The sequence below is a fragment of the Streptomyces sp. BK239 genome (genome assembly GCF_004217285.1).
Taxonomy (GTDB): domain Bacteria; phylum Actinomycetota; class Actinomycetes; order Streptomycetales; family Streptomycetaceae; genus Streptomyces.
Genome location: NZ_SHKS01000001.1, coordinates 1180850 through 1206118, shown reverse-complemented (window position 1 = coordinate 1206118; position 25269 = coordinate 1180850). Strand labels below are relative to the sequence as shown.

19 protein-coding genes are annotated in these 25269 nt (G+C 71.2%); 7 read left to right on the top strand and 12 right to left on the bottom strand.

Annotated elements, in window-relative coordinates; translation table 11 throughout:
* Nucleotides 1–2: 2 nt before the first annotated feature.
* The 4 genes from tal to pgl are packed head-to-tail and all read left to right on the top strand — an operon-like array spanning nt 3 to nt 4591.
* The gene (gene tal / locus EV567_RS05250; RefSeq protein ID WP_130437380.1) at nt 3–1121 is read left to right on the top strand and encodes a transaldolase; all 1119 of its coding nucleotides are present in this window, start codon (nt 3–5) and stop codon (nt 1119–1121) included.
* A gap of 13 nt (nt 1122–1134) precedes the next feature.
* The gene (gene zwf, locus EV567_RS05245) at nt 1135–2664 is read left to right on the top strand and encodes a glucose-6-phosphate dehydrogenase (RefSeq protein ID WP_130437587.1); all 1530 of its coding nucleotides are present in this window, start codon (nt 1135–1137) and stop codon (nt 2662–2664) included.
* The gene (gene opcA / locus EV567_RS05240) at nt 2661–3812 is read left to right on the top strand and encodes a glucose-6-phosphate dehydrogenase assembly protein OpcA (RefSeq protein ID WP_130437379.1); all 1152 of its coding nucleotides are present in this window, start codon (nt 2661–2663) and stop codon (nt 3810–3812) included. The genes zwf and opcA overlap by 4 nt, the downstream gene beginning before the upstream one ends.
* The gene (gene pgl / locus EV567_RS05235; RefSeq protein ID WP_130437378.1) at nt 3809–4591 is read left to right on the top strand and encodes a 6-phosphogluconolactonase; all 783 of its coding nucleotides are present in this window, start codon (nt 3809–3811) and stop codon (nt 4589–4591) included. Before opcA ends, pgl begins: the two co-directional genes overlap by 4 nt.
* Nucleotides 4592–4678: 87 nt before the next feature.
* Here the strand turns inward: pgl and EV567_RS05230 are convergent, their stop codons facing one another.
* From EV567_RS05230 to EV567_RS05210, 5 genes are all read right to left on the bottom strand, one after another.
* A complete protein-coding gene (locus EV567_RS05230) occupies nt 4679–5518 on the bottom strand; it encodes a carbohydrate ABC transporter permease (RefSeq protein WP_130437377.1) in 840 nt (279 codons plus the stop codon).
* On the bottom strand, nt 5515–6873 hold the full coding sequence (locus tag EV567_RS05225) for a carbohydrate ABC transporter permease (RefSeq protein ID WP_130437376.1): 1359 nt from the start codon (nt 6871–6873) through the stop codon (nt 5515–5517). The genes EV567_RS05230 and EV567_RS05225 overlap by 4 nt, the downstream gene beginning before the upstream one ends.
* Before the next feature lie 6 nt (nt 6874–6879).
* Complete coding sequence (locus tag EV567_RS05220; protein ID WP_130437375.1) at nt 6880–8208, bottom strand: ABC transporter substrate-binding protein; 1329 nt, start codon at nt 8206–8208, stop codon at nt 6880–6882.
* Nucleotides 8209–8245: 37 nt separating this feature from the next.
* A complete protein-coding gene (locus EV567_RS05215) occupies nt 8246–9871 on the bottom strand; it encodes an alpha-amylase family glycosyl hydrolase (protein WP_207228673.1) in 1626 nt (541 codons plus the stop codon).
* A gap of 138 nt (nt 9872–10009) precedes the next feature.
* Nucleotides 10010–11278, bottom strand: coding sequence for an ABC transporter substrate-binding protein (locus EV567_RS05210; protein WP_130437374.1), 1269 nt, complete (start codon nt 11276–11278; stop codon nt 10010–10012).
* Nucleotides 11279–11410: 132 nt separating this feature from the next.
* On the opposite strand from EV567_RS05210, the gene EV567_RS05205 reads away from it, so the two are divergent.
* The 3 genes from EV567_RS05205 to EV567_RS05195 are packed head-to-tail and all read left to right on the top strand — an operon-like array spanning nt 11411 to nt 15026.
* On the top strand, nt 11411–11953 hold the full coding sequence (locus tag EV567_RS05205; protein WP_130437373.1) for a PadR family transcriptional regulator: 543 nt from the start codon (nt 11411–11413) through the stop codon (nt 11951–11953).
* The gene (locus EV567_RS05200) at nt 11950–12699 is read left to right on the top strand and encodes an ABC transporter ATP-binding protein (RefSeq protein ID WP_130437372.1); all 750 of its coding nucleotides are present in this window, start codon (nt 11950–11952) and stop codon (nt 12697–12699) included. Before EV567_RS05205 ends, EV567_RS05200 begins: the two co-directional genes overlap by 4 nt.
* A 38-nt stretch (nt 12700–12737) precedes the next feature.
* Complete coding sequence (locus EV567_RS05195; protein ID WP_130437371.1) at nt 12738–15026, top strand: FtsX-like permease family protein; 2289 nt, start codon at nt 12738–12740, stop codon at nt 15024–15026.
* A gap of 9 nt (nt 15027–15035) precedes the next feature.
* Here the strand turns inward: EV567_RS05195 and pgi are convergent, their stop codons facing one another.
* The 7 genes from pgi to EV567_RS05160 all read right to left on the bottom strand — a co-directional run bounded on the left by pgi (nt 15036) and on the right by EV567_RS05160 (nt 24184).
* Nucleotides 15036–16718, bottom strand: coding sequence for a glucose-6-phosphate isomerase (gene pgi, locus EV567_RS05190; protein WP_130437370.1), 1683 nt, complete (start codon nt 16716–16718; stop codon nt 15036–15038).
* A 240-nt stretch (nt 16719–16958) separates the two neighbouring features.
* Nucleotides 16959–17294: an RNA polymerase-binding protein RbpA gene (locus tag EV567_RS05185; RefSeq protein ID WP_078637775.1), complete on the bottom strand. Its 336-nt coding sequence runs from the start codon at nt 17292–17294 to the stop codon at nt 16959–16961.
* A 236-nt stretch (nt 17295–17530) separates the two neighbouring features.
* The gene (gene secG, locus EV567_RS05180) at nt 17531–17761 is read right to left on the bottom strand and encodes a preprotein translocase subunit SecG (RefSeq protein ID WP_207228689.1); all 231 of its coding nucleotides are present in this window, start codon (nt 17759–17761) and stop codon (nt 17531–17533) included.
* 101 nt (nt 17762–17862) lie between these two features.
* Nucleotides 17863–18639: a triose-phosphate isomerase gene (tpiA, locus tag EV567_RS05175; protein WP_130437368.1), complete on the bottom strand. Its 777-nt coding sequence runs from the start codon at nt 18637–18639 to the stop codon at nt 17863–17865.
* Between the two features lie 5 nt (nt 18640–18644).
* A complete protein-coding gene (locus EV567_RS05170) occupies nt 18645–19856 on the bottom strand; it encodes a phosphoglycerate kinase (protein ID WP_130437367.1) in 1212 nt (403 codons plus the stop codon).
* Nucleotides 19857–19991: 135 nt separating this feature from the next.
* A complete protein-coding gene (gene gap / locus EV567_RS05165; protein ID WP_130437366.1) occupies nt 19992–20999 on the bottom strand; it encodes a type I glyceraldehyde-3-phosphate dehydrogenase in 1008 nt (335 codons plus the stop codon).
* 227 nt (nt 21000–21226) lie between these two features.
* Entirely contained in the window at nt 21227–24184 is a 2958-nt protein-coding gene (locus EV567_RS05160; protein ID WP_130437365.1) for a M14 family metallopeptidase, read from the bottom strand.
* Nucleotides 24185–25269: the final 1085 nt, after the last annotated feature.

Here is a 25269-nt window from a genome sequence, read left to right as displayed (position 1 = left end):
CCATGACAGACGCACTCAAGCGCCTCTCCGAGGAAGGCGTCGCGATCTGGCTGGACGACCTGTCGCGCAAGCGGATCACGTCCGGCAACCTCGCCGAGCTGATCGACCAGCAGCACGTCGTGGGCGTCACCACCAACCCGTCGATCTTCCAGAAGGCGATCTCGCAGGGCGACGGCTACGACCAGCAGCTGTCGGACCTCGCCTCCCGCAAGGTCACGGTCGAAGAGGCCATCCGCATGATCACGACGGCGGACGTCCGTGACGCGGCCGACATCCTGCGCCCGGTCTTCGACGCCACGGGCGGCCAGGACGGCCGGGTCTCCATCGAGGTCGACCCGCGGCTCGCCCACCACACCAAGCCGACGGTCGCCGAGGCCAAGCAGCTGGCGTGGCTGGTCGACCGGCCCAACACGCTGATCAAGATCCCGGCCACCATGGGCGGTCTGCCCGCGATCGGCGAGGTCATCGGCCACGGCATCAGCGTCAACGTCACGCTGATCTTCTCCCTGGAGCGCTACCGCCAGGTGATGGACGCCTACCTGAGCGGCCTGGAGAAGGCCAAGGAGCGCGGCCTGGACCTGTCGAAGATCCACTCCGTGGCGTCCTTCTTCGTGTCCCGTGTGGACACCGAGATCGACAAGCGGCTCGACGCGCTCGGCACCGACGAGGCCAAGGCCGCCCGCGGCAAGGCCGGCGTCGCCAACGCCCGGCTCGCCTACCAGGCGTACGAGGAGGTCTTCTCCTCGGAGCGCTGGCTGGCGCTGGAGAAGGCGGGCGCCAACAAGCAGCGTCCGCTGTGGGCCTCCACCGGTGTGAAGGACCCGGCGTACAAGGACACGCTGTACGTGGACGACCTGGTGGCGCCGAACACGGTGAACACCATGCCGGAGGCGACCCTGTTCGCCGCCGACGACCACGGCGAGATCACCGGCAACACCATCGCCGGCACGTACGAGCAGGCGCGCGCCGACCTCGACGCCGTCGAGAAGCTCGGGATCTCCTACGACGAGGTCGTGCAGCTGCTGGAGGACGAGGGCGTCGAGAAGTTCGAGGCGTCCTGGAACGACCTGCTCAAGTCGACCGAGGCGGAGCTCCAGCGCCTCGCCCCTTCGGAGGACTGAGGACTTGTCATCCATCCCCGGTTCCGGAGCCAATCCGCTTCGTGACCCCGCAGACCGACGGCTCCCGCGTATCGCGGGGCCGTCGGGCCTGGTCATCTTCGGCGTCACGGGCGATCTGTCGCGCAAGAAGCTGATGCCAGCGGTGTACGACCTCGCGAACCGGGGTCTGCTGCCGCCGGGCTTCTCGCTGGTCGGGTTCGCCCGCCGCGAATGGGCCAACGAGGACTTCGCGCAAGAGGTCCACGACGCGGTCAAGGAACATGCCCGCACCCCCTTCCGCGAGGAGGTCTGGCAGCAGCTCATCCAGGGGATGCGCTTCGTGCAGGGCACCTTCGACGACGACGACGCCTTCGAGCGGCTTCGTGCGACGATCGAGGAACTGGACAAGGCGCAGGGCACCGGCGGCAACTTCGCCTTCTACCTGTCGGTGCCCCCGGGCGCCTTCCCGGTGGTCATCCAGCAGCTGAAGAAGCACGGGCTGGCGGACCAGAAGGGCGGCCACTGGCGGCGCGCGGTCATCGAGAAGCCGTTCGGCCACGACCTGAAGTCGGCCGAGGAGCTCAACGGGATCGTCCACGAGGTCTTCGCCCCGGACCAGGTCTTCCGCATCGACCACTACCTGGGCAAGGAGACCGTCCAGAACATCCTGGCGCTGCGCTTCGCCAACACGATGTTCGAGCCGATCTGGAACCGGTCCTTCGTGGACCATGTGCAGATCACGATGGCCGAGGACATCGGCATCGGCGGCCGGGCCGGCTACTACGACGGCATCGGCGCGGCGCGGGACGTCATCCAGAACCACCTGCTCCAGCTGATGGCCCTCACGGCCATGGAGGAGCCGGCCTCCTTCGACGCGGACGCGCTCGCCGCGGAGAAGACCAAGGTGCTCGGCGCGGTCCGGCTGCCGAAGGACCTCGGTCGCGACACCGTGCACGGCCAGTACGCGGCCGGGTGGCAGGGCGGCGAGAAGGCCGTCGGCTATCTGGAAGAGGACGGCATCGACCCCAAGTCGAAGACCGACACCTACGCGGCCATCAAGCTCGAGGTCGACAACCGCCGCTGGGCGGGCGTCCCCTTCTACCTGCGCACCGGCAAGCGACTCGGCCGCCGGGTCACCGAGATCGCGGTGGTCTTCCAGCGGGCCCCGCACTCCCCCTTCGACCACACGGCGACGGAGGAGCTGGGCAAGAACGCGATCGTCATCCGCGTCCAGCCCGACGAGGGCGTGACGGTCCGCTTCGGCTCCAAGGTGCCGGGCACCTCGATGGAGATCCGGGACGTGTCCATGGACTTCGCCTACGGCGAGTCCTTCACGGAGTCCAGCCCCGAGGCGTACGAGCGCCTCATCCTGGACGTCCTCCTCGGCGACTCCAACCTCTTCCCGCGCACCGAGGAGGTCGAGCTGTCCTGGAAGATCCTCGACCCGATCGAGGAGTACTGGGACAAGAACGGCAAGCCCGCCCAGTACCAGGCCGGCACCTGGGGACCCGTCGAGGCGGACGAGATGCTCGAACGAGACGGACGGAGCTGGCGCCGGCCATGAAGACAGACCTCACGGACACCACGGCCAGCAAGATCAACAAGGCGCTGGTCCAGGGCCGCCGGGCGATCGGCACACCGGCCGTGGGCATGGTGCTCACACTGGTCATCGTCACCGACGAGGAGAACGCGTACGACGCGCTCAAGGCGGCCGGCGACGCCTCGCACGAGCACCCCTCGCGCACGCTCGTGGTGATCAGGCGCGTCTCCCGCTCCCCCCGCGACCGCACCCAGTCCCGGCTGGACGCGGAGGTGCGGGTCGGCGCGGACGCGGGCACCGGCGAGACGGTCGTGCTGCGGCTGTACGGGGAGGTGGCCGACCACGCTCAGTCGGTGGTGCTGCCCCTGCTGCTGCCGGACGCGCCCGTCGTCGTGTGGTGGCCGGTCAACGCGCCGCTCGACCCGGCCCAGGACCCGCTGGGCGCGCTGGCCCAGCGCCGGGTCACCGACACCTACGCCGCCGAGCAGCCCGTACGGGACCTGGCGGCCCGCTCCGAGGCCTACACCCCCGGCGACACCGACCTGTCGTGGACCCGGATCACGCCCTGGCGTTCGATGCTGGCGGCGGCCCTGGACCAGGTCACCTGCAAGGTGGAGTCGGTCGAGGTGGAGGGCGAGGAGTTCAACCCGAGCTGCGAGCTGCTGGCGATGTGGCTGGGTGACCGTCTTGACGTCCCCGTCAAGCGCTCGCTGTCCGCCGGGCCGGGACTCACGGCGGTGCGCATGTCGACCGACTGCGGCCCGATCGCGCTGGACAGGGCAGACGGCTCGCTGGCGACGCTCTCCATAGAGGGCCAGCCCGATCGCGCGGTGGCGCTCAAGCGCCGGGACACCGCCGAGCTGATCGCGGAGGAGCTGCGGCGGCTGGACCCGGACGACACGTACGCCTCGGCGCTGCGGTTCGGCGTGGAGCGGCTGGCGGCGGGGCAGGTCACGCCGGCGGCCCGGGCGGAGCGCGCGGAGGCTGACTCGGGCTCGGGTGAGCCTGCTTCAGGTGACGCGGCTTCTGGTGAGCCGGCTGCCGGCGGTTCGGCCGAAGGTGAGCCGGCCGCCGTCGACACTCCTGTGGAGGAGGCCGCGAAGGCGCCCGCCCAGCAGGCGGCCAAGAAGACCGCCCGCAAGGCCCCGGCGAGGAAGGCGGCGGCGAAGTGAGCGCCCCGCAGCTCGTCGTGCACCACGACAAGGAACTGATGGCGCAGGCCGCCGCCGCCCGCCTGATCACGAAGATCGTGGACGCGCAGGCCTCCCGGGGCCACGCCTCCGTGGTCCTCACCGGCGGGCGCAACGGCAACGGCCTGCTGGCCGCGCTGGCGACCGCGCCCGCCCGGGACGCCGTCGACTGGTCCCGGATCGACCTGTGGTGGGGCGACGAGCGCTTCCTGCCCGAGGGCGACCCGGAGCGCAACGTCACGCAGGCCCGTGAGGCCCTGCTGGACTCCGTGCCCGTGGACCCGAAGCGCGTGCACGCCATGCCCGCGTCGGACGGTCCCCACGGCGCCGACGTGGAGGCCGCCGCCGAGGCCTACGCCGAGGAGCTGGCCCGCGCGGCCGGCCCTGAGAACCACGGTGCCGTGCCCACCTTCGACGTCCTGATGCTGGGCGTCGGCCCGGACACCCATGTGGCCTCGCTCTTCCCGGAGCTGCCGGCCGTGCGGGAGACCGAGCGCACGGTGGTCGGCGTGCACGGAGCGCCCAAGCCGCCGCCGACCCGCGTCACCCTCACGCTCCCGGCGATCCGGGCGGCCCGTGAGGTGTGGCTGCTGGCGGCCGGCGAGGACAAGGCGCGGGCGGCGGCGATCGCCCTGTCGGGCGCGGGCGAGATCCAGGCCCCGGCGGCCGGCGCGCGCGGCCGTGCGCGCACGCTGTGGCTGCTGGACTCGGCGGCCGCCTCCGAGCTGCCCAGGGCGCTGTACCCGCCGGCCTCGCCGTGAGGTCCGGGGCCTGAGCACGGGTCGACGGGTGAGGGCGGCGGACCGACACGGTCCGCCGCCCTCACCCGTCTTCGCGTGCGCGCGGGCTCACTTCACCGAGCCCGCCATCACCCCCTGCACGAAGTGCTTCTGGAAGGCGAAGAACACCGCCACCGGCACCACCAGCGACAGGAACGCGCCCGGCGCGAGCACGTCGATGTTGCTGCCGAACTGCCGTATCTGGGACTGGAGGGCGACCGTCAGCGGCTGTGAGGAGCTGTCGGCGAAGAGCAGCGCCACCAGCATGTCGTTCCACACCCACAGGAACTGGAAGATGGCCAGGCTGGCGAGGGCGGGCCGCCCCACGGGGACGACCAGCCGGGTGAAGATGCGCCACTCGCTTCCGCCGTCCATGCGTGCCGCCTCCAGCATCTCCTTCGGGATCTCCACGAAGTAGTTGCGCAGCAGGAACACCGCGAACGGCAGCCCGTAGGCCACGTGGAACAGCACCACTCCGGGGATGGTCCCGAACAGGCCCAGCTGGCCGAAGAGTTTGGCGACCGGCAGCAGGCCGATCTGCACCGGCACCACCAACAGGGCGACCACGACCAGGAAGACGGCGTCCCGGCCGGGGAAGTCCAGCCAGGCGAAGGCGTATCCGGCGAGCGCCGCCAGCACGACGACGAGGACGGTCGTGGGCACCGAGATCAGCACGGTGTTCCAGAACGCCTGGGTGATGCCGGCATTCCCCAGCAGCGACGCGTAGTTGTCGAAGGACAGCTGCCCGGGACTGGCGAACACCGTCCACCAGCCGCCCTCGGCGGTGTCCTCCGCCGACCTGAGCGAGGACAGGAACAGTCCCGCCAGGGGCGTCATCCACACCAGCCCGACCAGCACCAGGAAGGCCTGCACGATCCCGCTGCCGAGGTGACGCCTGAGGGCGTTCATCGCTGACTCCTCTTGAATCGGCGGACGTTGAAGACCATCGCCGGGACCACCAGCAGCAGGAGCAGTACGCCGAGCGCGCTGCCGAGGCCCTGGTCGTTGCCGCCGCCGAAGGACACCAGCCACATCTGGGTGGCGAGCACGGTCGCGTCCTCCTGCACCGGTCCGGGCGCGATGATGTAGACGAGGTCGAAGACCTTCATCACGTTGATGACGAGGGTCACGAAGACCACGGTGAGGACGGGCGCGAGCAGCGGGACGGTGATCCGCCGGAAGATCTGCCACTCGTTCGCCCCGTCCATCCGCGCGGCCTCCAGCGCGTCCCGGGGCAGGGTGGAGAGCCCCGCGCCGATCAGCACCATCGCGAAGCCGGTCCAGATCCACAGGTAAGCCCCGATGATCGCCGGTGTGACCAGGGCGGGGCCGAGCCAGGAGACGCCGTCGTAGGGCTGCGCGAAGTTCGAGGCGGGCAGCCGCAGTGTGTAGGAGCCGGCGTCCAGCCGGGGGAAGTCGAAGGAGCCGTCCGGGGCGGTGGTGGCGGTCGCGGCGGTCCTGCCGTCGCGTAGCGCCTCGACGCGCATCCCGGGCAGCCCGCTCTCGCTGCGGTCGACCTTGCCCGGCGTCCCGCCCCCTCCGGGGGTGAAGTCGAGGTAGACCACCCCGCTCAGTCCGTCCCGCGCGGCGGGGCGGGAGGCGGCGGTGTACGCGGGCCCGGCGCCGGCGGGGAGGTCCTTGGGCGCCACGCCGACGAGGGGGAGGTTCACCGTGTCGCCCGGGGACACGGCCGCGCCGGTGCGGTAGGAGCCGTCCGGGTCGGCGGTGAGCCCCTGCCCGTCGCGGGCGCGGGCCGTCGGGTAGGCCGAGGTGTCCTGGAAGGCGTCGTGGAGGGAGACGGCGGCGGCGTTGAGCACGCCCTTGTCCGGGTCCTCGTCGTAGGCGAGGCGGAAGATGATGCCGGCGGCGAGGAAGGACACCGCCATCGGCATGAACAGCAGCAGCTTGAAGGCCGTCGCCCAGCGGATCTTCTCCACCAGCACGGCGAGTATCAGGCCCAGCCCGGTCAGCAGCGCCGGGGCCACGACCACCCAGATCGCCGTGTTGCGGACGGCCTTGAGGGTGGCGGGGTCACGGAACATCTCGGCGTAGTTGTCGCCGCCGACGAAGCGGGTGCCGGAGGCGTCGAACAGGCTGCGGCCGACGGAGAAGAGCACCGGGTAGACGACGAGGGCGCCGAGCAGGAGCAGTGCGGGCAGGGCGAAGAGAAGGGCGACGGCCCGCCCCCGCCGCCCCGGGCGCCGGGCGTGGCCGGCCGGGGCGGCGGGCGGTGTGGCCGCCTCTTTGGCGAGGGTGGCGGTCATGTCCGGTCAGCCCTTGTAGGCCTTGGCCGCGGCGGCTTCCAGCTGGGCCGCGGTCGCCTTGGGGTCGGACGGGTCGCGCAGGAAGTCCTGGAGCAGCTTCCACTCCCCCGCGCCCTTGGTGCCGCCGAACGCGGCGGGCGCCTGGTCGGACATGTCGAAGCGGACCGAGTCACCGGCGTCGACGAGGGACTTCGCGGTGGCGCGGGTGACGTCGTCGCCGTAGGAGGCGAGGTCGAGCTTCTTGTTCGGGGACAGGAAGCCGCCCGCCTCGGCCCAGACTGCGGCGGCCTCGGGGGTCGCGAGGTACTCCAGGAGGGCCATGCCCGCCTTGGCGTTCTTGCCGTCCTTGAGGACGACGGCCGCGTCGCCGCCGCTGACGACGGGGGCGTCGCCGCCGTCGACCGCCGGGAAGGGGAAGAAGTTCGCGTCCTGGCCGATCTTCCGGCCGAACTGGTCCTTGGCGACACCGGCGACGAAGTCGCCCTCGTAGACCATGCCCGCCTCGGGCTTCGGCCCGAACACCTTCTCCACCGAGCCGGGGAAGTCGGTGTTCAGCGCGCCCTTCTGGCCGCCGGCGATGAGCTGCTTGTCCTTGAAGAGTTCGCCGAGCGTGGTGAGCGCCTTGACGACGGAGGCGTCGGTCCACTTCAGCTTGTGGGCGGCGAGGGCGTCGTACTTCTCGGGTCCGGCCTGGGAGAGGTAGACGTTCTCGAACCAGTCGGTGAGGGTCCAGCCGTCCTGCCCGGCGACGGAGAACGCGGCGAGGCCGGAGTCGGAGACGGTGCGTCCGGCCTTCAGCAGGTCGGCGTAGGTGGCCGGGGGCTTGACGCCGGCCTGGGTGAGGGCGTCGGGGCTGTACCAGACGGTCGACTTGTGGGCGGCCTTGAAGTACAGGCCGTAGAGGGCGCCGCCGACGCTGCCGTAGGTCTTCCACACCGGGGCGTAGTTGGCCTCGACGGACTTGCGGGTGGTGTCGGAGAGCGGTGTGAGCCAGCCCTTGGCGGCGAACTGCTGGAGCACCCCGACCTGCGGGACCATCACGACGTCGGGGGCGTTGCCGCCCTCGATCTTGCTGCCGACGACGGTGGAGACGTTGTCCCCGGTGGACGTGAACTGGGTCTTCGCGCCGGTCTTCTCGGTGAACGCGTCCAGGACCTTCTGGAAGTTCTTCTGCTCGCTGCCGGACCAGACGCCGGCCACGGTGACGGTCTGGCCGTTCAGCGCCTTGTCGCCGCCGCCCGCCGCGACCGGTCCCGAGCCGCCGCAGGCGGTGGCGCCGAGCGCGAGGGCGAGGGCAGTGCAGCCGGAGAGCAGGGTCGTACGTCGTCGCATCATCGTTGATGTCCCTTCGAGAGGTGGGGAGTTGACGGGTTCAGAGGTCGCTGAGCCACCAGGCCGAGGTCGAGCCGGGCAGGACGCCGGCCGGGCAGGGGTCGCTGGACAGCAGCGGGACGCCGGTGACCGGCGCGGGGGTGGGCGCCGTACCGAAGTTGACGGCGCAGACCAGGCCGTCGCCGCGTTCGAAGGCGAGGACGCCGGGCGGGGTGTCCAGCCAGCGCATGGCTCCCTCGCCCAACTGGGGCAGGGCGGAACGCAGTTGGAGTCCGTCGCGGTACAGGTGCCAGAAGGAGCGGGTGTCGGCGAGGGCCCGGTCGGTGGCGTGCTCGGCGAAGTAGTCGGGCTGCGGCAGCCAGGGTTTGGCCCCCTCCGCGCCGGAGGTGAAGCCGAACGGCGAGGCCTGTCCCGACCACGGCAGCGGGACGCGGCAGCCGTCGCGGATGCGGGAGCGGCTTCCGGTGCGCCGGAAGATGGGGTCGGTGAGCACGTCGTCGGGCAGGTCGACGACCTCGGGCAGGCCGAGTTCCTCACCCTGGTAGATGTAGGCGGCGCCGGGCAGCGCGAGCATCAGCAGGGCCGCGGCGCGGGCGCGGGCGGTGCCCAGTCCGCTGCCTGCGGGGGCCGGTTCGCCGTAGCGGGTGACGGTGCGGACCTGGTCGTGGTTGTTGAGGACCCAGGTGACCGTGGAGCCGGTGCCGGCGATGTCGGCCATGGCCTCGGAGATGACCTTGCGGAAGGCGTCGGCGTTCCAGGGGGCGCTCAGCAGGTCGAAGAAGAAGGCCTGGTGGAGTTCGTCCGGGCGGACGTACTTCGCGTGTTCGCGGGCGGTGGGGACGGAGACCTCGCCGACCAGGAGCCGTTCGCGGCCGTCGCGTGCCGTGTACTCCTCGCAGACCGCCCGCCAGTGCCGCCACACGTCGTGCACCTCTGGCTGGTTCCAGGCGAGCGGGTTGACCGAGTCGCGGGTGCGGGCGTCGGCCTCGGGGTCGTCGGAGTCGGGCAGTGAGGGGTGCTTGTAGAGGCCGGCGGCGACGTCGATCCGGAAGCCGTCGACGCCCCGGTCCAGCCAGAAGCGCAGGACCCGGTCGAACTCGGCGGCGACCTCGGGGGTGCGCCAGTTCCAGTCCGGCTGCTCGGGGGTGAACATGTGCAGGTACCACTGACCGGGCCGGCCGTCGGGTTCGGTGATCCGGGTCCAGGCGGGGCCGCCGAACATGGCGTGCCAGTTGTTGGGCGGTTCGGCGCCGTCGGGGCCGCGGCCGTCGGCGAAGTGGAAGCGGGCGCGGGCCGCACTGCCGGGCGCGGAGGCGAGCGCCTCACGGAACCAGGGGTGCTCGCTGGAGCAGTGGTTGGGGACGATGTCCAGGAGCACCTTGACGCCGAGCCGGCGGGCCGCCGCCACCAGCAGGTCGAACTCGGCGAGGTCGCCGAAGAGCGGGTCGACGTCGCAGTAGTCGGCGACGTCGTAGCCGTGGTCGGCTTGCGGGGACGGGTAGAACGGGCTCAGCCAGATGCCGTCCACACCGAGCTTCTTCAGATAGGGCAGTCCGGCCCTGACCCCGGCGAGGTCGCCGACGCCGTCGCCGGTGCTGTCCAGAAAGCTGCGGACGTAGACCTGGTAGATCACCGCGTCCCGCCACCAGCAGTACTTACTCAACATGTATGCATGTTAGGTAAGCATGTCTGGAAGATGTCAACGAAAAGAACCCGCACCAGGGCGAGATGAGACCTACGCGTTACCTAACAAGTAACTAGGGAGGGGAGGCGTGAAGGGAGTGAAGCGCGCGGCCGGCTCTCGTCAGCGGGAGATCGCGGCGAGTTCCCGCGCCAGCCGGCGCACCGCCGCCTCGGGCGTCTCGTGCCCGGCCATGGCGTCGTGCACGACCGACTGCACGACCAGGCTGACCTGGTCGTAGCGCGGGCTCTTGGGGCGCGGCGCGGCCGCGAGCACGCTCTCGCGCAGGGTCGGCAGATACGGGAACGCCCGGATCAGTCCGGGGTCCTCGTAGAGCGCGGCGCGCACCGGCGGCAGCGCGCCGCGGGTGAGGACCTGGCGCTGGACGGGCTCGCTGGTGAGGTAGGCGATCAGCCGCGCGGCGGAGTCGGGGTGCCGTGCGTGCGTGTTCACCGCGAGGTTGGAGCCGCCCAGGACGCTGGTTCCGGGACCGTCCGGTCCGGGCAGCGGCACGGCGCCGACCTGTCCGGCGACCTTCGAGGAGGGGGCGGAGGCGGCGACGTAGGCGTAGGGCCAGTTGCGCAGGAAGAGCAGCCGGCCGTCCTGGAAGGCCTGCTTGGACTCCTCCTCCTTGTAGGTGAGGGCCCGTTTCGGTATCCAGCCCTCGCGCACGCCCCGGGCGAGGAAGCCGATGCCCTCGCGGGCGGCGGCCGAGTCCACGGTGACCCGCGCCCCCTCGTCGCCGAGGACGCTGCCGCCCGCCGAGTAGACGGCCTCTGCGGCGTTCACGGTGAGCCCCTCGTAGGGCAGGAACTGTCCGGCGTAACCGTCGAGCCCGTGCTTCGGGGCGATGGTCCGGGCGTACCGTTCCAGTTCGGCCCAGGTGCGCGGCGGCGGGACGCCCTCCTCGGCGAGCACGTCCGCGCGGTAGAGGAGGAGGCCGGCGTTGGTGACGTACGGGACGGCGTACAGCCGCCCGTCGTAGGTGGCCGTGTCCACGACCGGCGCGAGGAAGTCCCGCAGGGGGAAACGGTCGGCGGGCAGCGGGCGTATCCAGCCCGCGGCGGCGAACTCGGAGGTCCAGCTGACGTCGATGTTGAGGACGTCGAAGCGGCTGCGGTCGCCGTCGCGCAGGTCGGTGGCCATCTGCGCGTGGGTCTCGTCGGCGGAGTCCGGAAGCTCGACGAGGGTGACCCGCTCGCCGGGGTGGGTGCGGTTCCAGCCCTGGAGCAGGGGGCCCAGGTAGCCGGTGAGGTCTCCGGCGGTGGCGAGCGTCAGCGGCCCCCGGCCGTCGCCGCCCCCCTCGTCGGCGCGGGCTCCCGAGGCGACGTATCCGGTCATGACCACGATCAGAACGAGGAGTCCCCTACCGGCGGCACGTATCCACCGCATAGGTTCCTCCCAGCGCACCCGGCCCCGGGCGCCTTCACCCGGAGTCAGAGGCCATGTATACCTGTTAGGTATGGGCGATACTAGGGCCTGGAGCACAATAAACCCCAGGGCGAGGACAGGAGGACAGCACGAGTGCGCCTGCCCCTCCTGGCACTTCTCGCGCGCGGACCGGCCCACGGGTACGAGCTGAAGCAGGACCTTGAGCAACTGCTGGGCTCCGCGTACCCTCAGCCGAACGTCGGCCAGGTCTACGTGACCCTCGGCCGCCTGGAGAAGCAGGGGCTGATCGAGGGCGAGGCCGTCGAGCAGTCCAGCCGGCCCAACAAGAAGGTCTACCACCTCACCGACGACGGGCGGGCGGCGCTGCGCACCTGGTTCTCGGAGCCCGAGGACGAGCCGCGGGTGCGGGACGAGTTCTTCATGAAACTGGCCCTCGCCCCGCGTACCGGCCTCGCCGACCAGGTCGCCCTCATCAACCAGCAGCGTCGCCAGTACCTGAACACCATGCGTTCCCTGTCGAAGCTGGCGGCCGCCGAGGACCGGAACAACCGCATCGCCCATCTGCTGATCGAGGGCGCGATGCTGCACCTGCAGGCCGACCTGGACTGGCTGGAGCGGTGTCAGGAAGAACTGGAAGAGCTGAACGAGCTGAGCGAGCTGGAGGAGCTGGAGTGAGCGAGCGCCCCGCTCCGGTGCTGCGCGCCGAGGGCCTGGTCAAGACGCATCACGGCGAGGGCGCACCGGCCCGTGCTGTGCGCGGGGTGGACCTGTGCGTGGAGCGCGGCGAGTTCGTGGCGATCACGGGTCCGTCCGGCGCCGGGAAGTCGACGCTGCTGCATCTGCTCGGCGGGCTGCAACGGCCGGACGGCGGCAGCCTCTGGCTGGACGGCGAGTGCACGGACGCCTACAGCGAGGCGCGCTGGGCCATCGAGCGCAGGAAGCGCATCGGGATCGTCTTCCAGTTCTTCAACCTGGTGTCGAACCTGTCCGTCGCCGACAACGTGGAACTGCCCGCGCTGCTCGCCGGCGTCTCCCCCCGGCAGGCGCGTGCCGAGCGGGAGGGGCTGCTGGCCGAGCTGGGGCTCGCGGGCAAGGAGCGGAGCATGCCGGGCGAGCTGTCCGGCGGCGAGCAGCAGCGGGTGGCGCTGGCCCGCGCCCTCGTCAACCGTCCGCCGCTGCTGCTGGCCGACGAGCCCGCGGGCAGCCTCGACAGCAAGGGCACCCGTGAGGTGATGCGGCTGCTGTCCCGCTTCCACCGGCGTGGGCAGAGCATCGTGCTCGTCACCCATGACGCCCGGCTGGCGAGCGCCGCGGACCGGGTGATCAGCTTCTTCGACGGGCGGATCGCCGACGACGCGACCCTCGACGGCACTCCCGCGCGCGGCGCCGGCATCTCGGGTGTGCTGGAGCTGAGGGACTGACGTGCGGGCGTACGACGAATCCCGGAAGGGCTGAGACGGTGCGGGCCACCTTGCGCTGGGCGCACTCCGATCTGCGCACGCACCGCGGCGAGGCGCTGTTCCTGGTGCTGGCCACGGCGGGCGTCGTCGCCTCGCTGCTGCTGGCGGCGGCGCTGTTCGGGTACGCCACCAACCCCTGGCAGCGGGTGTTCACCCAGGCGCGCGGCGCGCACGTGTGGATCCACACCGGCCCGTCCGCCGCGACGGACGGGCTGCGCTCGCTGGACGGCGTCGACTCCGTCGCCGGGCCCTGGCCGACCGCCTCCACCACCGTGACCTCGCGCGGCGCCCGCGCCTCGGTCGAGCTGCGCGGGACGTCCGAGCAGCCGGCCGTGGGCCGCCCGCTGCTGCTCTCCGGCCGCTGGCTGGATCCCACGACACCCGACGGCGTGGTCCTGGAGAGCCGCCTCGCCCGCACTCTGGTCGCCGAGCCCGGCGACACCCTCGCCGTGCCCGGCGCCGCGCACGAACTGACCGTGCTCGGCATCGCCGACAGCGCCGAGCCCCGCTACAGCCCGGGCGACCGGCCCGGCGTGGTCTGGGCGCTGCCGTCCGCCGTGCCGGATCCGTCCGGCCAGGTGGTCGGGCTGCGCCTGGCCGATCCCGACGACACGGACTACGCCGTCCAGCGCGCGGTCACGGTGCTGGGCGCCGGCGCGGTCAGCGAGGTCTCCACCTGGCAGCAGGCGCGTGCCGAGGCCCAGGGCGACAACCGGCTGCTGGGTCAGGTGCTGGGCCTGTTCGGGCTGGGCGCCCTCGTCGCCGCCGGGTTCGCGGTGCACGGTGCGATCGCCACCCGGATCCGCGGTCATCTGCGGGACATCTCGATCCTGAAGGCGATCGGCTTCACCCCCGGCCAGGTCGTGCGGATCTTCCTGCTCCAGCACATCGCCTACGCGCTGCTGGGCGCGACGGCCGCGGCGGCCCTCACCCAGGCGCTGGGCAGCCTCGTCCCCGGCCGGCTCGGGGACGCGGTCGGCGTCTGGCAGGGGCTGCCGGGGCACACGGTGGCGTTGTTCGCGGTGCCGGCCGGGGCGGTGCTGTTCATCGCCGCGATCACCGGTCTCGCCGCGTGGCGGGCGGGGCGTGTGCCGCCGGTGCCGGTGCCGCGTCCGGTCTCGCCGTCGGGCGGACGGCTGTCCGGGGCGGCGCTGAGGGCTCTCGGGCTGCGGTTGCCGCCCGCACTGGTCCTCGGCTGGCACAAGGCCTTCCTCACCCGCCGGCTGAGGTCCCTGGCGACGGTGGCCCGGCTCGCGCTGCCGCTGCTGCTGATCGTGGTCGCGTTGAGCGCCTGGACCACGATCGACCGCTTCCACAGCGCACCCGAGCGGACGGGCCTTCCCACCGCGCTCACGGTCCACCCGGACGCCGCGCTCGCCGACGCCTCCACGCGCGCGCTCCTCACCCGCGATCCGCAGGTCGCCGCCGCCTACCCCGGTGTGGAGGTGGCGGCCCTGGTCCCCGGCCAGACGGCCACCATCGCCCTGCGCGGCTACGGCACCCGCCAGGACCCCTACCCGTACACCCTGGCCGAGGGCCGTCCGGCGCACGGCCCGGACGAGGCGGTGGCCGGGCAGGGTCTGCTCGACCTGCTGGACGTGGGCGTCGGCGACTGGGTGCGGATGACGGTGGGCGACCAGCCGCAGATCCTGCACATCGTGGGGCGCAGCATCGAACCGGAGAACGCGGGCCGGGTCATCTCCACCTCGCTCGACACGCTCCACGAGAACGCGCCCGAGCTGGGCGGCCCGACCCTCTACCAGCTCCGGCTGACCCCCGGCGCCGACCCGGCCGCGGTCGCCGCCCGCCTCACCTCGGCCGGTCAGGGCCGTCTGGACGTCCACACCGCCGTCAACCCGGCCGACGGGCTCTCCCCGCTGCGCGGGGTGGTGGTGGCGGTGATCGCCGTCCTGGCCCTGATCGGGCTGATCGAGCTGCTGACGGTGATCGGGGGCACGGTCCGTGAAAGCGAACGCGATCTGCTCGCCCTCAAGGCCGTCGGACTGTCCCCCCGCCAGATCACCGCGATCACGGTGACGGCCACCGCCTGCACGACGCTGACGGCGGCCGTGGTGGGCACGGCCCTGGGCACGCCTCTCGCGCACTGGCTGATCGACGCCCAGGGCCGGTCCAGCGGCATCGGGGCGGGGATCGCGCAGTCCCCGCCCCTGCCGCTCCTGCTGCTGCTCGGCGCGGCGGCCGTGCTGGGCGCGACCGCCCTGGCGGCGCTTCCGGCCGCCCGCGCCTCCCGCCGCAGACTCGCGGACACGCTCAGCGCCGTGACCTGAGCGGCGTGCTCAGCGGCCGCGCAGTGTGCGGTACCTGGCGACCAGCGCCCGTGTGGAGGCGTCCAGGCCCGGCACGTCCGCGCCGTCGGTCAGGGCCGGTTCGACGCGCTTGGCGAGGACCTTGCCCAGCTCCACGCCCCACTGGTCGAAGGAGTCGATGTTCCAGATCGCGCCCTGCACGAACACCTTGTGCTCGTAGAGGGCGATGAGCTGGCCGAGGACCGACGGCGTCAGCTCGCCCGCGAGGATCGTCGTCGTCGGGTGGTCGCCCTTGAACGTCTTGTGGGCGACCAGTTCCTCGGGCACGCCCTCCTCGCGCACCTCGTCCGGCGTCTTGCCGAAGGCCAGCGCCTGCGTCTGGGCGAAGAAGTTGGCCATCAGCAGGTCGTGCTGCGCCTTGAGCCGGTCGCTGAGCTCGGCGACCGGCTCGGCGAAGCCGATGAAGTCCGCCGGGATCAGCTTCGTCCCCTGGTGGATCAACTGGTAGTACGCGTGCTGGCCGTTGGTGCCCGGCGTGCCCCACACCACCGGGCCCGTCTGCCAGTCCACCTCCCGGCCGTCGCGGCCGACGTACTTGCCGTTGGACTCCATGTCCAACTGCTGGAGATACGCGGCGAACTTGGACAGGTAGTGGCTGTACGGCAGCACGGCGTGCGACTGCGCGTCGTGGAAGTTGCCGTACCAGACGCCCAGCAGCCCGAGCAGCAAAGGGGCGTTGGCCTCGGCGGGTGCGGTGCGGAAGTGCTCGTCGACGAGCCGGAAGCCGTCGAGCATCTCGCGGAAGCGGTCCGCGCCGATGGCGATCATCAGGGAGAGCCCGATCGCCGAGTCGAAGGAGTACCGCCCGCCGACCCAGTCCCAGAACTCGAACATGTTGGCCGTGTCGATGCCGAAGTCGGCGACCTTCTCGGCGTTGGTGGACAGCGCGACGAAGTGCTTCGCCACGGCGGCGTCTCCCCCACTCTCGGCTTCGCTCGAGCGGGAGGTGCCCCCATCGAGTGCGTCCAGCACCCACTGGCGGGCCGAACCGGCGTTGGTGATCGTCTCGATGGTGGTGAACGTCTTGGACGCGACGATGAACAGCGTCTCGGCCGGGTCGAGGTCCCGTGTCGCCTCGTGCAGGTCGGCGCCGTCGACGTTGGAGACGAAACGGACCGTGAGGTCGCGGTCGGTGAAGGCCCGCAGCACCTCGTACGCCATGGCCGGGCCCAGGTCGGAGCCGCCGATGCCGATGTTGACGACGTTGCGGATACGGCGGCCGGTGTGGCCGGTCCACTCGCCGGAGCGGACCCGGCCCGCGAAGTCGGCCATCCTGTCGAGGACGGCGTGCACCGCGGGGACCACGTTCTGCCCGTCGACCTCGATCACCGCGTCGCGCGGGGCTCGCAGCGCGGTGTGCAGGACGGCGCGGTCCTCGGTGGTGTTGATCCTCTCGCCGCGGAACATGGCGTCCCGCAGGCCGAAGACGTCGGTGGCGGCGGCCAGCTCGCGCAGCAGCCGCAGCGTCTCGTCGGTGACGAGGTGCTTGGAGTAGTCGATGTGCAGGTCGCCGACCTGCAGGGTGTACGTCTCGCCGCGCCCCGGGTCGTCGGCGAACAGCTCGCGCAGCCCCACCCCGCCGAGCTGTTCACGGTGCTTGGCCAGAGCGGTCCACTCGGGCATCTGATTGAGCCTGGTGCCGTCTGCGTTCATGTCGAGCCAGCCCTCTTCCTCGCCTGTCCGTGCTGCGCGTCTTGTCCCGCTCGGGTATCAACCTAATTGATCAGCCCAGGGGATGAGCTGACGCGTGCCCGTGCGGGGGTGCGACAACAGATACGGCCGAAAGGGGCGGTTCGCCTCACGCTCCACGCGAGCGGGCGGGACGGGCCGGCCGGCGCGCGGGGCGGAAAGCGACCGGCCAGGTACCCGAAGGCACCCGGCCGGTCTCAACTTCTAGATCTCGCCCCGCAGTTTGGCGAGCGCCTCGGCGAGGATCGCCTCGCCGTCCGCGTCGCTGCGCCGCTCCCGCACATAGGCGAGGTGCGTCTTGTAGGGCTCGGTGCGCGGCGGGGCCGGGGGGTTGTCCCGGTCCTGACCGGCCGGGAAGCCGCAGCGCGGGCAGTCCCAGGTCTCGGGCACCTGCGCGTCGCTGGCGAAGCTGGGCTGCGTCTCATGCCCGTTGGAGCACCAGAAGGAGATGCGCAGACGCGGCGCTGACTCACCGCGCTCGGCCTCGCCCATCGGCCCCGCCCCGACCCGGCTTCCCCGGATCGCGTTGCCACTTGCCACGGTCGTAACTCCCTGCGTGATGGTGCCGCGAAGCGAGTCGGGTTTCGCTTCGCCGCGAGCGCCTCAGTCTACGTAAGGCCCAACGCGCGTCCAGTGACCGGAGTTACAGGACCCGCGCTGCAAGCGTCCATGATAGGCCGCGGTCAGCCGCGCGTACCGAACATGGGGCGTTACGTGAGGAATGTGCGTTTGTGTGCGCTCTCAGCAGGGCGACCGCTCAGCGGCCGGTCGTCCGCTCAGCTGTTCGTCTTCATGAGGATGCCGAGGACGACGATGCACGCGAACCACAGCAGACCGATCACCACGGTGATGCGGTCGAGGTTGCGCTCGGCGACCGAGGAGCCGCCGACGGAGGACTGCATACCGCCACCGAACATGTCGGAGAGGCCGCCGCCCTTTCCCTTGTGCATCAGCACCAGCAGCATCAGCAGCAGGCTGAAGACGATCAGGGCGATCGAGAACCCCAAAACCACGGCTGGACCAACTTCCTCGGATTCGGATGACGACGGGGGCGCAGCGACGTCGCTGCGCCCCCGCAAGGGTACGACGGATCGCCGCTACCGCATACTCACTGGTCGCGGAAGCGCACGATCTTGACGAACTCGTCGGCGTCCAGCGAGGCGCCGCCGACCAGCGCGCCGTCGATGTCGGCCTGGGCCATGATCTCCGCGACGTTGCCCGACTTCACGGAGCCGCCGTACTGGATGCGGACCTTGTCGGCCAGCTCCTGGGAGTACAGCTCGGCGATCTTGCCGCGGATCGCCGCGCAGACCTCCTGGGCGTCCTCGGCGCCGCAGACCTTGCCGGTGCCGATGGCCCACACGGGCTCGTAGGCGATGACGACGGTCTCGGCCTGCTCGGCCGGGAGGTCCTTCAGGCCGCCCTCGACCTGGGCGAGGGTGTGGGAGACGTGGTTGCCCGCCTCGCGGACCTCCAGCTCCTCGCCCACACAAAGGATCGGGGTGAGGCCGTGCTTGTAGGCGGCCTTGACCTTGGCGTTGACCAGCTCGTCGGTCTCGGCGTGGTACTGGCGGCGCTCGGAGTGGCCGACGGCCACGTACGTGCACTTCAGCTTGGCCAGCATGGCGCCGGAGATCTCGCCGGTGTAGGCGCCCCCGTCGTGCGCCGAGATGTCCTGGGCGCCGTACTTGATCCTGAGCTTGTCGCCGTCGACCAGGGTCTGCACGGAGCGCAGGTCGGTGAAGGGCGGCAGGACGGCGACCTCGACGGCCTCGTAGTCCTTGTCCGCGAGGGCGAAGGCGAGCTTCTGGGTGTGGGCGATGGCCTCGAGGTGGTTGAGGTTCATCTTCCAGTTGCCCGCCATCAGCGGCGTGCGCGCGGTCATGTGGGTCAGTCCTCCAGTGCGGCGAGGCCGGGGAGCGTCTTGCCCTCGAGGTATTCGAGGGAGGCGCCGCCGCCGGTCGAGATGTGGCCGAATGCGTTCTCGTCGAAGCCCAGGAGGCGGACGGCCGCGGCGGAGTCGCCGCCGCCGACGACCGTGAAGCCCGGGGAGTCGAGGAGGGCCTGGGCGACCGCCTTGGTGCCCTCGGCGTAGTCGGGGTGCTCGAAGACGCCCATCGGGCCGTTCCAGAAGACGGTGGCCGCGTCGGCGAGCTTCGAGGCGTACAGCTTGCGGGTCTCGGGACCGATGTCCAGACCCTCCTGGTCGGCGGGGATCGAGTCCGCGGCGACGGTCGTGGGGTGGGTGGGCGTTTTCGCCTTCAGGTCCGGGAACTCGGGCGAGACCAGCACGTCGACCGGCAGGACCAGTTCGACGCCGGTCTTCTCGGCGCGCGCGATGTACTCGGTGACGGTCGGGATCTGGTCCTCCTGGAGGAGGGAGATGCCGACCTCGTGGCCCTGGGCCTTGAGGAAGGTGTACGCCATGCCGCCGCCGATGAGGAGGCGGTCGGCCTTGCCGAGCAGCTCGTCGATGACGGCGAGCTTGTCGGAGACCTTGGCGCCGCCGAGGGCGACGACGTAGGGCCGCTTGACGTCCTCGGTGAGCTTCTTCAGGACGCCGACCTCGGTGGCGATGAGGTAGCCGGCCGCGTGCGGCAGCCGGGCCGGGAGGTCGTAGACGGACGCCTGCTTGCGGTGCACCGCGCCGAAGCCGTCGCCGACGTAGAGGTCGGCGAGTTCGGCGAGCCGGTCGGCGAACTCGCCGCGCTCGGCGTCGTCCTTGGACGTCTCGCCCGCGTTGAAGCGCAGGTTCTCGATGACGGCGACCTGGCCGTCGGTGAGGCCGGCGACGACGGAGCGGGCGGACTCGCCGACCGTGTCGGTCGCGAACGCCACGTCGCCGCCGAGGAGTTCACCGAGGCGGGCGGCGGCCGGGGCGAGGGAGAAGGCCGGGTCCGGGGCGCCCTTGGGGCGGCCCAGGTGCGAGGCGACGACCACCTTGGCGCCCGCGTCCGCGAGGGCCTTGACGGTCGGCAGCACGGCACGGATGCGGCCGTCGTCGGTGATGGCGCCGCCGTCCAGCGGCACGTTGAGGTCGGCACGGACGAAGACGCGCTTGCCTGCCACGCCTTCGGAGAGAAGTTCGTCGATCGTCTTCATGAAAGGGGCTCCCGGGAGGGCTGGTGGTACTCCGTGATCGTAGAGAAGGCCTGTCGTGACGTGAGTCAGGGCCCGGGCCGCGCGTCCTCGCGCTGCCCGGGCCCTGCTCTCACACCGAGCCGCCCGCTCTGTCGGTCAGAGCTGGCCGCCGACGAAGACCGTCAGGTCGACGAGGCGGTTGGAGTAGCCCCACTCGTTGTCGTACCAGCCGATGACCTTCACGTTCTTGCCGTCCTGGACCATGGTCAGGGACGAGTCGAAGGTGCAGGACGCGGGGGCGTTGACGATGTCGGAGGAGACGATCGGGTCCTCCGTGTACTCCAGGATGCCCTTGAGCTCGCCCTCGGCGGCCTTCTGGAAGGCGGCGTTGACCTCTTCCTTGGTGACCTCGCGACCCAGCTCCAGCACCAGGTCGGTGACGGAGCCGGTGGGGACCGGGACGCGCATCGCGATGCCGTCGAGCTTGCCCTTGAGCTGGGGCAGGACCAGGGCGGTGGCCTTGGCGGCGCCCGTCGTGGTCGGGATGATGTTCTCGGCGGCGGCGCGGGCGCGGCGCAGGTCCTTGTGCGGGAAGTCCAGGATGCGCTGGTCGTTGGTGTACGCGTGCACCGTCGTCATCAGGCCCTTGACGATGCCGAAGTTCTCGTCGAGGACCTTCGCCATCGGCGCCACACAGTTGGTGGTGCAGGAGGCGTTGGAGATGACGTGGTGGTTCGCCGGGTCGTACGTGTCCTGGTTGACGCCCATCACGATGGTGACGTCCTCGTCCTTGGCCGGAGCCGAGATGAGGACCTTCTTGGCGCCGCCGGCGAGGTGCTTCGCGGCGTCTTCCTTCTTGGTGAAGATGCCGGTGGACTCGATGACGATGTCGACGCCCAGCTCGCCCCACGGGATGTCCGCGGGGTTGCGCTCGGCGAGCACCTTGATGGTCTTGCCGTCGACGGTGATCGTGTCGGCGGTGTGCGAGACCTCGGCCTTCAGACGGCCCAGGATGGTGTCGTACTTGAGCAGGTGAGCGGTGGTCGCGGTGTCACCCAGGTCGTTGACAGCCACGATCTCGATGTCAGCACCCTGCTCCAGGAGCGCGCGGAAGTAGTTACGCCCGATACGGCCGAAGCCGTTGATGCCTACGCGGATCGTCACGAACCGATCTCCTCGTTGGTACGCCGGCCATGCGGTGCCGGCGAGCTGTGTTTGGGATGTCCCCGACCACCCCCGACCCTACCTCTCCGGACCCCGGGGAGTGACATTGAGTCGGCCCATACACGGCATGGCGGTCCGTACCCGCCAGTAGGGGTACGGACCGCCCTGGCCAGAGGCCCTTCGGGCCCGTTTTCGCCACGCACCGTCAAAGGGAGTTGACCGGTGCGTCACCGATCAAGTGATGCGAGGGCCTTTCCGATGAGCGCCTTGCGGTCGGCGGCGGCGGTGAGGTGCTCCAGTCCGAAGCCCAGCAGCACGGTGTCGTCGGTGGCGACCGCGGCGTACGTCTGGAACAGGGCTCCGCTGCGCTCCCAGTCCTTGACGACGGCGGGGCTGCCGGCGGGCGGGCCGGGCACGCTCCAGGCGCCGAGCGACGTCTCGAAGCCCTCGGTCTGCACCGCGTTCCCGCCCACGACGACGGAGGCGTTGTCGGCGAGGACGCCACGGCCTCCGGTGCCGGGGTCGGTGATGTAGGAGAGCGACACCTCCACGGACTTCCCGGCGTAGGCGGACAGGTCGAAGGACACGTCCCGCCAGCCGGCCGAGGCGCCCGTGAAGCTGTTCCAGGAGCCGCTGGTACCTGTCGGGGCGCAGGCGCCGCCGCTGAGCGTCAGGTACCGCTTGAGCGCGGGGTGCGACTGGAGGAGGTACCCGGCCTCGCATTCGGCGGGGACGGCGGTGCCGGTGGCGCCGCCGGCCTCCGGCAGCGTGGTCCAGTCGTCGGCTCCCGCGGTGTGCGCCTCCAGGACGGCGTGGTCGTAGCCCGGTTCGGTGTCCCACAGCAGCCGGGTCCGCAGCGCCGGCTTCTGGGAAGCGCTCACACCGGTGAGGTCGATGGTGCGGGTGAGGCGGTTCCAGGCGTAGTCGCTGTGGGTGACGGCGGCCATGGAGGCGCCCTCATAGGGCCCGAACGGGTTGACCGTGCCGGGGTAGCGGCCCGCTCCCGCGCTGGCGAACTGCGGGAAGCGGGACACGGGCAGGGTCTCGGAGGTGACACTGAACGAGCCCGCCTGGTTCAGCGGATTGCCGGGCGCCGCGCCCAGCGGTCCGCCGGAGCCGGCCAGCGCGCCCGTGCCCTCGAAGGCGGTCGCGCCGGGCAGGGAGGTGCGGGTGTAGGCGCCCAGGTAGTACTGGCTGAAGTCGTTGGACGGGGTGCCGTCGCCCAGGTCGACGTTGCCGCCCGCGAGTTCGCCCGCCTCGATCAGTTTGCCGCCCTCGTTGAGGTAGGCGCGCAGTTCCAACTGGGTCGGGTTGCCCGGGGCGCTCGCGCCCGTGTAGTGGACGACGGTGTCGAAGTGGCCGAGAACGCCGAGCGCGTCCGGCACGCCCTGCCGTGCGACGTCCCAGACGACCGCCTTGTGGCCGTTGGCCTTCAGCGCGTCGACGTAGGTCTGCGCCTGCGTGGCGGCCGCGCCCTCCTCGGCGACGACCAGCGTGTCCGCCTTGGGCAGTTCGGCGACCGTGTACGTGAAGTGCGCGCTGGAGACCTGCGCGCCGCCCTCGTCCTCACCGGTGAACCACACCTCGACCTTGTCACCCGGTTCGCCGTGCTTGACCTTGGCGCGGTACTCGTCGAAGTAGAGGTCGTCCGCGCCGCCGTAGGTCTCGCCGCCGCCCCAGGACTTGAGCCTCTGGTCATGCACGGGGCCGCCGTCGACGCGGTACTTGAGCTCCTTGTCGCGGATCGCCTTGCGTGCGACGACCGAGACCTCCTGCTTGTGCCCGCGCGAGTACGACGTGCTGAACGGCGCGAGGGTGAAGTCGGCCGCGGTCAGGCCGACCGAGGACTTCGGCCGGTCCGGGCGCGCGGCGCTCTCGGCGACGGAGAGGGCGAAGGGGATGTTCTTCGCGAACTCCTGCTGGATCAGCTTCTCGTCGTCCGGGAAGTTGAAGACGGACTGGCAGTCGGCCGCTTTCCACTGGTCGTCCGGGACGAGGTCCGAGGCCGTCTGACAGGTCGACATCTCGGGGGTGAACATCGCCGTGCCGTTGACGTTGGCCGCGTGGCCGTCGGCCTCGCCGTTGGTGGTGTACAGCTCCGAGGAGACCTGCGGGTGGTAGCCGGGGATCGCGGAGTTCGCCGGGGTGCCGGCGAGCGCCTTGTAGGCGACGTCGTCCGGGGTGTCGGTGGCGACCTGCCAGCCGACGCCGTAGAGGAGGAGTTCGGCGGCGGAGTGGTAGTTGACGCCGTATGCGAAGCCGATGCGCTTCTCGAAGGCGTCCAGCGCCTTGGTCTCGGGCTCGGAGTTCGGGCCCGGGCCGCGGTAGGTCTGGCTGGTGGGGGTGGGGGACGAACCCTCGTCGTCGTAGCCCCACTTGTAGGCGAAGTTGCGGTTGAGGTCGACGCCGTCGCCGGTGCCGATGACGCCGTCGGCGTTGACGTCCCGCAGGTTCTTGCGCCACAGGCGGTTGTCGGCGCTCTGGAAGGTGTAGTCGTAGCCGTCCGGGTTGGCGGACAGCAGGAACCACAGCTCGGTGGTGTCGACGATCTTCTTGACGCGCTGGTCCGTCGAGTAGCTGTCCAGGTAGTGGTGGAGCAGCCGGCGGGTCATCTCCGGCGTGATCCACTCGCGCGCGTGCTGGTTGGACATGTACAGCGTGGCCGGCTTGGAGCCGTCCTTGCTCCGCTGTGCGTCCTTGGTGAGCTTGAGGGCGAGGATGTCCTGTCCGCCGACGGTCTTGCCGATGGAGACGACCTTGGTGAGGCCGGGGTTCTCCTGGGCGGTGCGGAGGATCTCCTCCTTCAGGCCGCCCTTGCCGCTGTAGGGCCGGAACACCCCGTCGGCGGCGGCCTGCACGCGGGCCTCCGCCTTGGCGGACAGGGTGTGCTCGGTGAGCGGGACGCCCTGCTGCTCCAGCTTCTCGGCCTGCTTGTCGGTGAGGTAGACCTCGACGGTCGCGGTGCCCCGCGCGGGCGCCCGCTCACTGAGTTCGTGACCGTCCTGACCGGCCGCCAGCAGCAGCGGGATCTGCTTCTTGGTGACCTCGGCGCGGAACACCTTGACCTCGTCCGCGTCGGTGTCCTTCGCCGGACTCCCGGGTTGTGCCTGGGCGATGGGCGCGAGGCTCGCTCCGCCGATCAGGAGCGCGCCGACAGCGAGGATCGATCTCGCTCTACGTCTCATGAACCCCCCTGGTGTGGGTTCGCCGCAACAGCGAACAGATGCCAGGCTCATGTCAGTTCTTGATCGAGTCAAGGGTGCCTCAAGGGTGAGTGAACACACCGGTTACCAGCCCAAGTGGGTTGGGCGTGAGGTGTGTTGGGGTGGGGGTGAGGGTTGGGGGTTGGTGAGGTCGGGCTGGGATGGATGCGGGTGGGGGGAGGTTGGAGAGGTGGGGGGTGGGGCTTGTTCGCCGGGCGCTACCGCGCGTGGGCAGGCGGCCCGGTGTCTCGGCGGCCGTAGTCCCCCGGGGACAGCGGCCGTGGAACGGGTCGGTCAGGTTTGGCTGGTCCAGCGGCCGTGGAACGGGGTGGCCAGGTTCGGCCGGTCCAGCGGTCGTGGAACGGGGTGGTCGGGCCCGGCCGGGCCCGGCGGACAAGGACCGGTTGGGGGCAGCGGGGGACGGTGGGGGGACGATGCCGGCGTGCGCCGTGCCAGCGGGCCGGACGGGCCAACAGGTTTTCCAGGTAGCAGATCTGACGACAGACATATCTCACGGGCCAGCACACCTGACGGGCCGACATACCTGACCGGCCGACAGATCTGACGGGCCGGCGGACCTGCCCGTTTACGGGCAGTCGGGTCGCGCCGGGTGGTGACCTGGCCGATGCGGGAGGCCCGTTGCCGCCGGGACAGCGGCGCTGGAACCGGGGACCGGTCGATCAGGCCTGGCCGCTTCGGCAGGCACGGCACCGATGGGACGACAGTGACGGCATGCACTGTGCCGGGCAGTGCCGGGCGGCCCTCCGCCGGTGGGGCCCACCGCCCGTGGGGCCCCACCGGTATGCGCACCGCCGGCTGGGCCACCGAGGTCGGGCCACCGACCGTGAGGCCTTGGCCAGGTGAGCCCACCGACCGTGAGGCCTCCGCCGGGTAAGGCCACCGACCGTGGGGCCCTCCGCCGGTCTGCCCGCCGCCGGTCTGCCCGCCGCCGATTGGGTCACCGCCCGTGAGGCGTTCCGCTGGTGGGGCCACCGCCCGTAGGGCCGGCCTTCCGCTCGTGGGGCCGACCACTCGTGGGGGCTTCCCCGCCGGGTAAGGCCACCGCC

Bases quoted from the DNA above. Each gene is read 5' to 3' on its own strand.
- tpiA (WP_130437368.1), bottom strand. From the start codon at position 18,639: ATGACCGCGCGCACGCCGCTGATGGCGGGCAACTGGAAGATGAACCTC.
- EV567_RS05210 (WP_130437374.1), bottom strand. From the start codon at position 11,278: ATGCGGTGGATACGTGCCGCCGGTAGGGGACTCCTCGTTCTGATCGTG.
- pgi (WP_130437370.1), bottom strand. From the start codon at position 16,718: ATGAACGCAGACGGCACCAGGCTCAATCAGATGCCCGAGTGGACCGCT.
- EV567_RS05220 (WP_130437375.1), bottom strand. From the start codon at position 8,208: ATGATGCGACGACGTACGACCCTGCTCTCCGGCTGCACTGCCCTCGCC.
- EV567_RS05230 (WP_130437377.1), bottom strand. From the start codon at position 5,518: ATGAACGCCCTCAGGCGTCACCTCGGCAGCGGGATCGTGCAGGCCTTC.
- EV567_RS05225 (WP_130437376.1), bottom strand. From the start codon at position 6,873: ATGACCGCCACCCTCGCCAAAGAGGCGGCCACACCGCCCGCCGCCCCG.
- tal (WP_130437380.1), top strand. From the start codon at position 3: ATGACAGACGCACTCAAGCGCCTCTCCGAGGAAGGCGTCGCGATCTGG.
- opcA (WP_130437379.1), top strand. From the start codon at position 2,661: ATGAAGACAGACCTCACGGACACCACGGCCAGCAAGATCAACAAGGCG.
- EV567_RS05160 (WP_130437365.1), bottom strand. From the start codon at position 24,184: ATGAGACGTAGAGCGAGATCGATCCTCGCTGTCGGCGCGCTCCTGATC.
- EV567_RS05170 (WP_130437367.1), bottom strand. From the start codon at position 19,856: ATGAAGACGATCGACGAACTTCTCTCCGAAGGCGTGGCAGGCAAGCGC.
- EV567_RS05215 (WP_207228673.1), bottom strand. From the start codon at position 9,871: ATGTTGAGTAAGTACTGCTGGTGGCGGGACGCGGTGATCTACCAGGTC.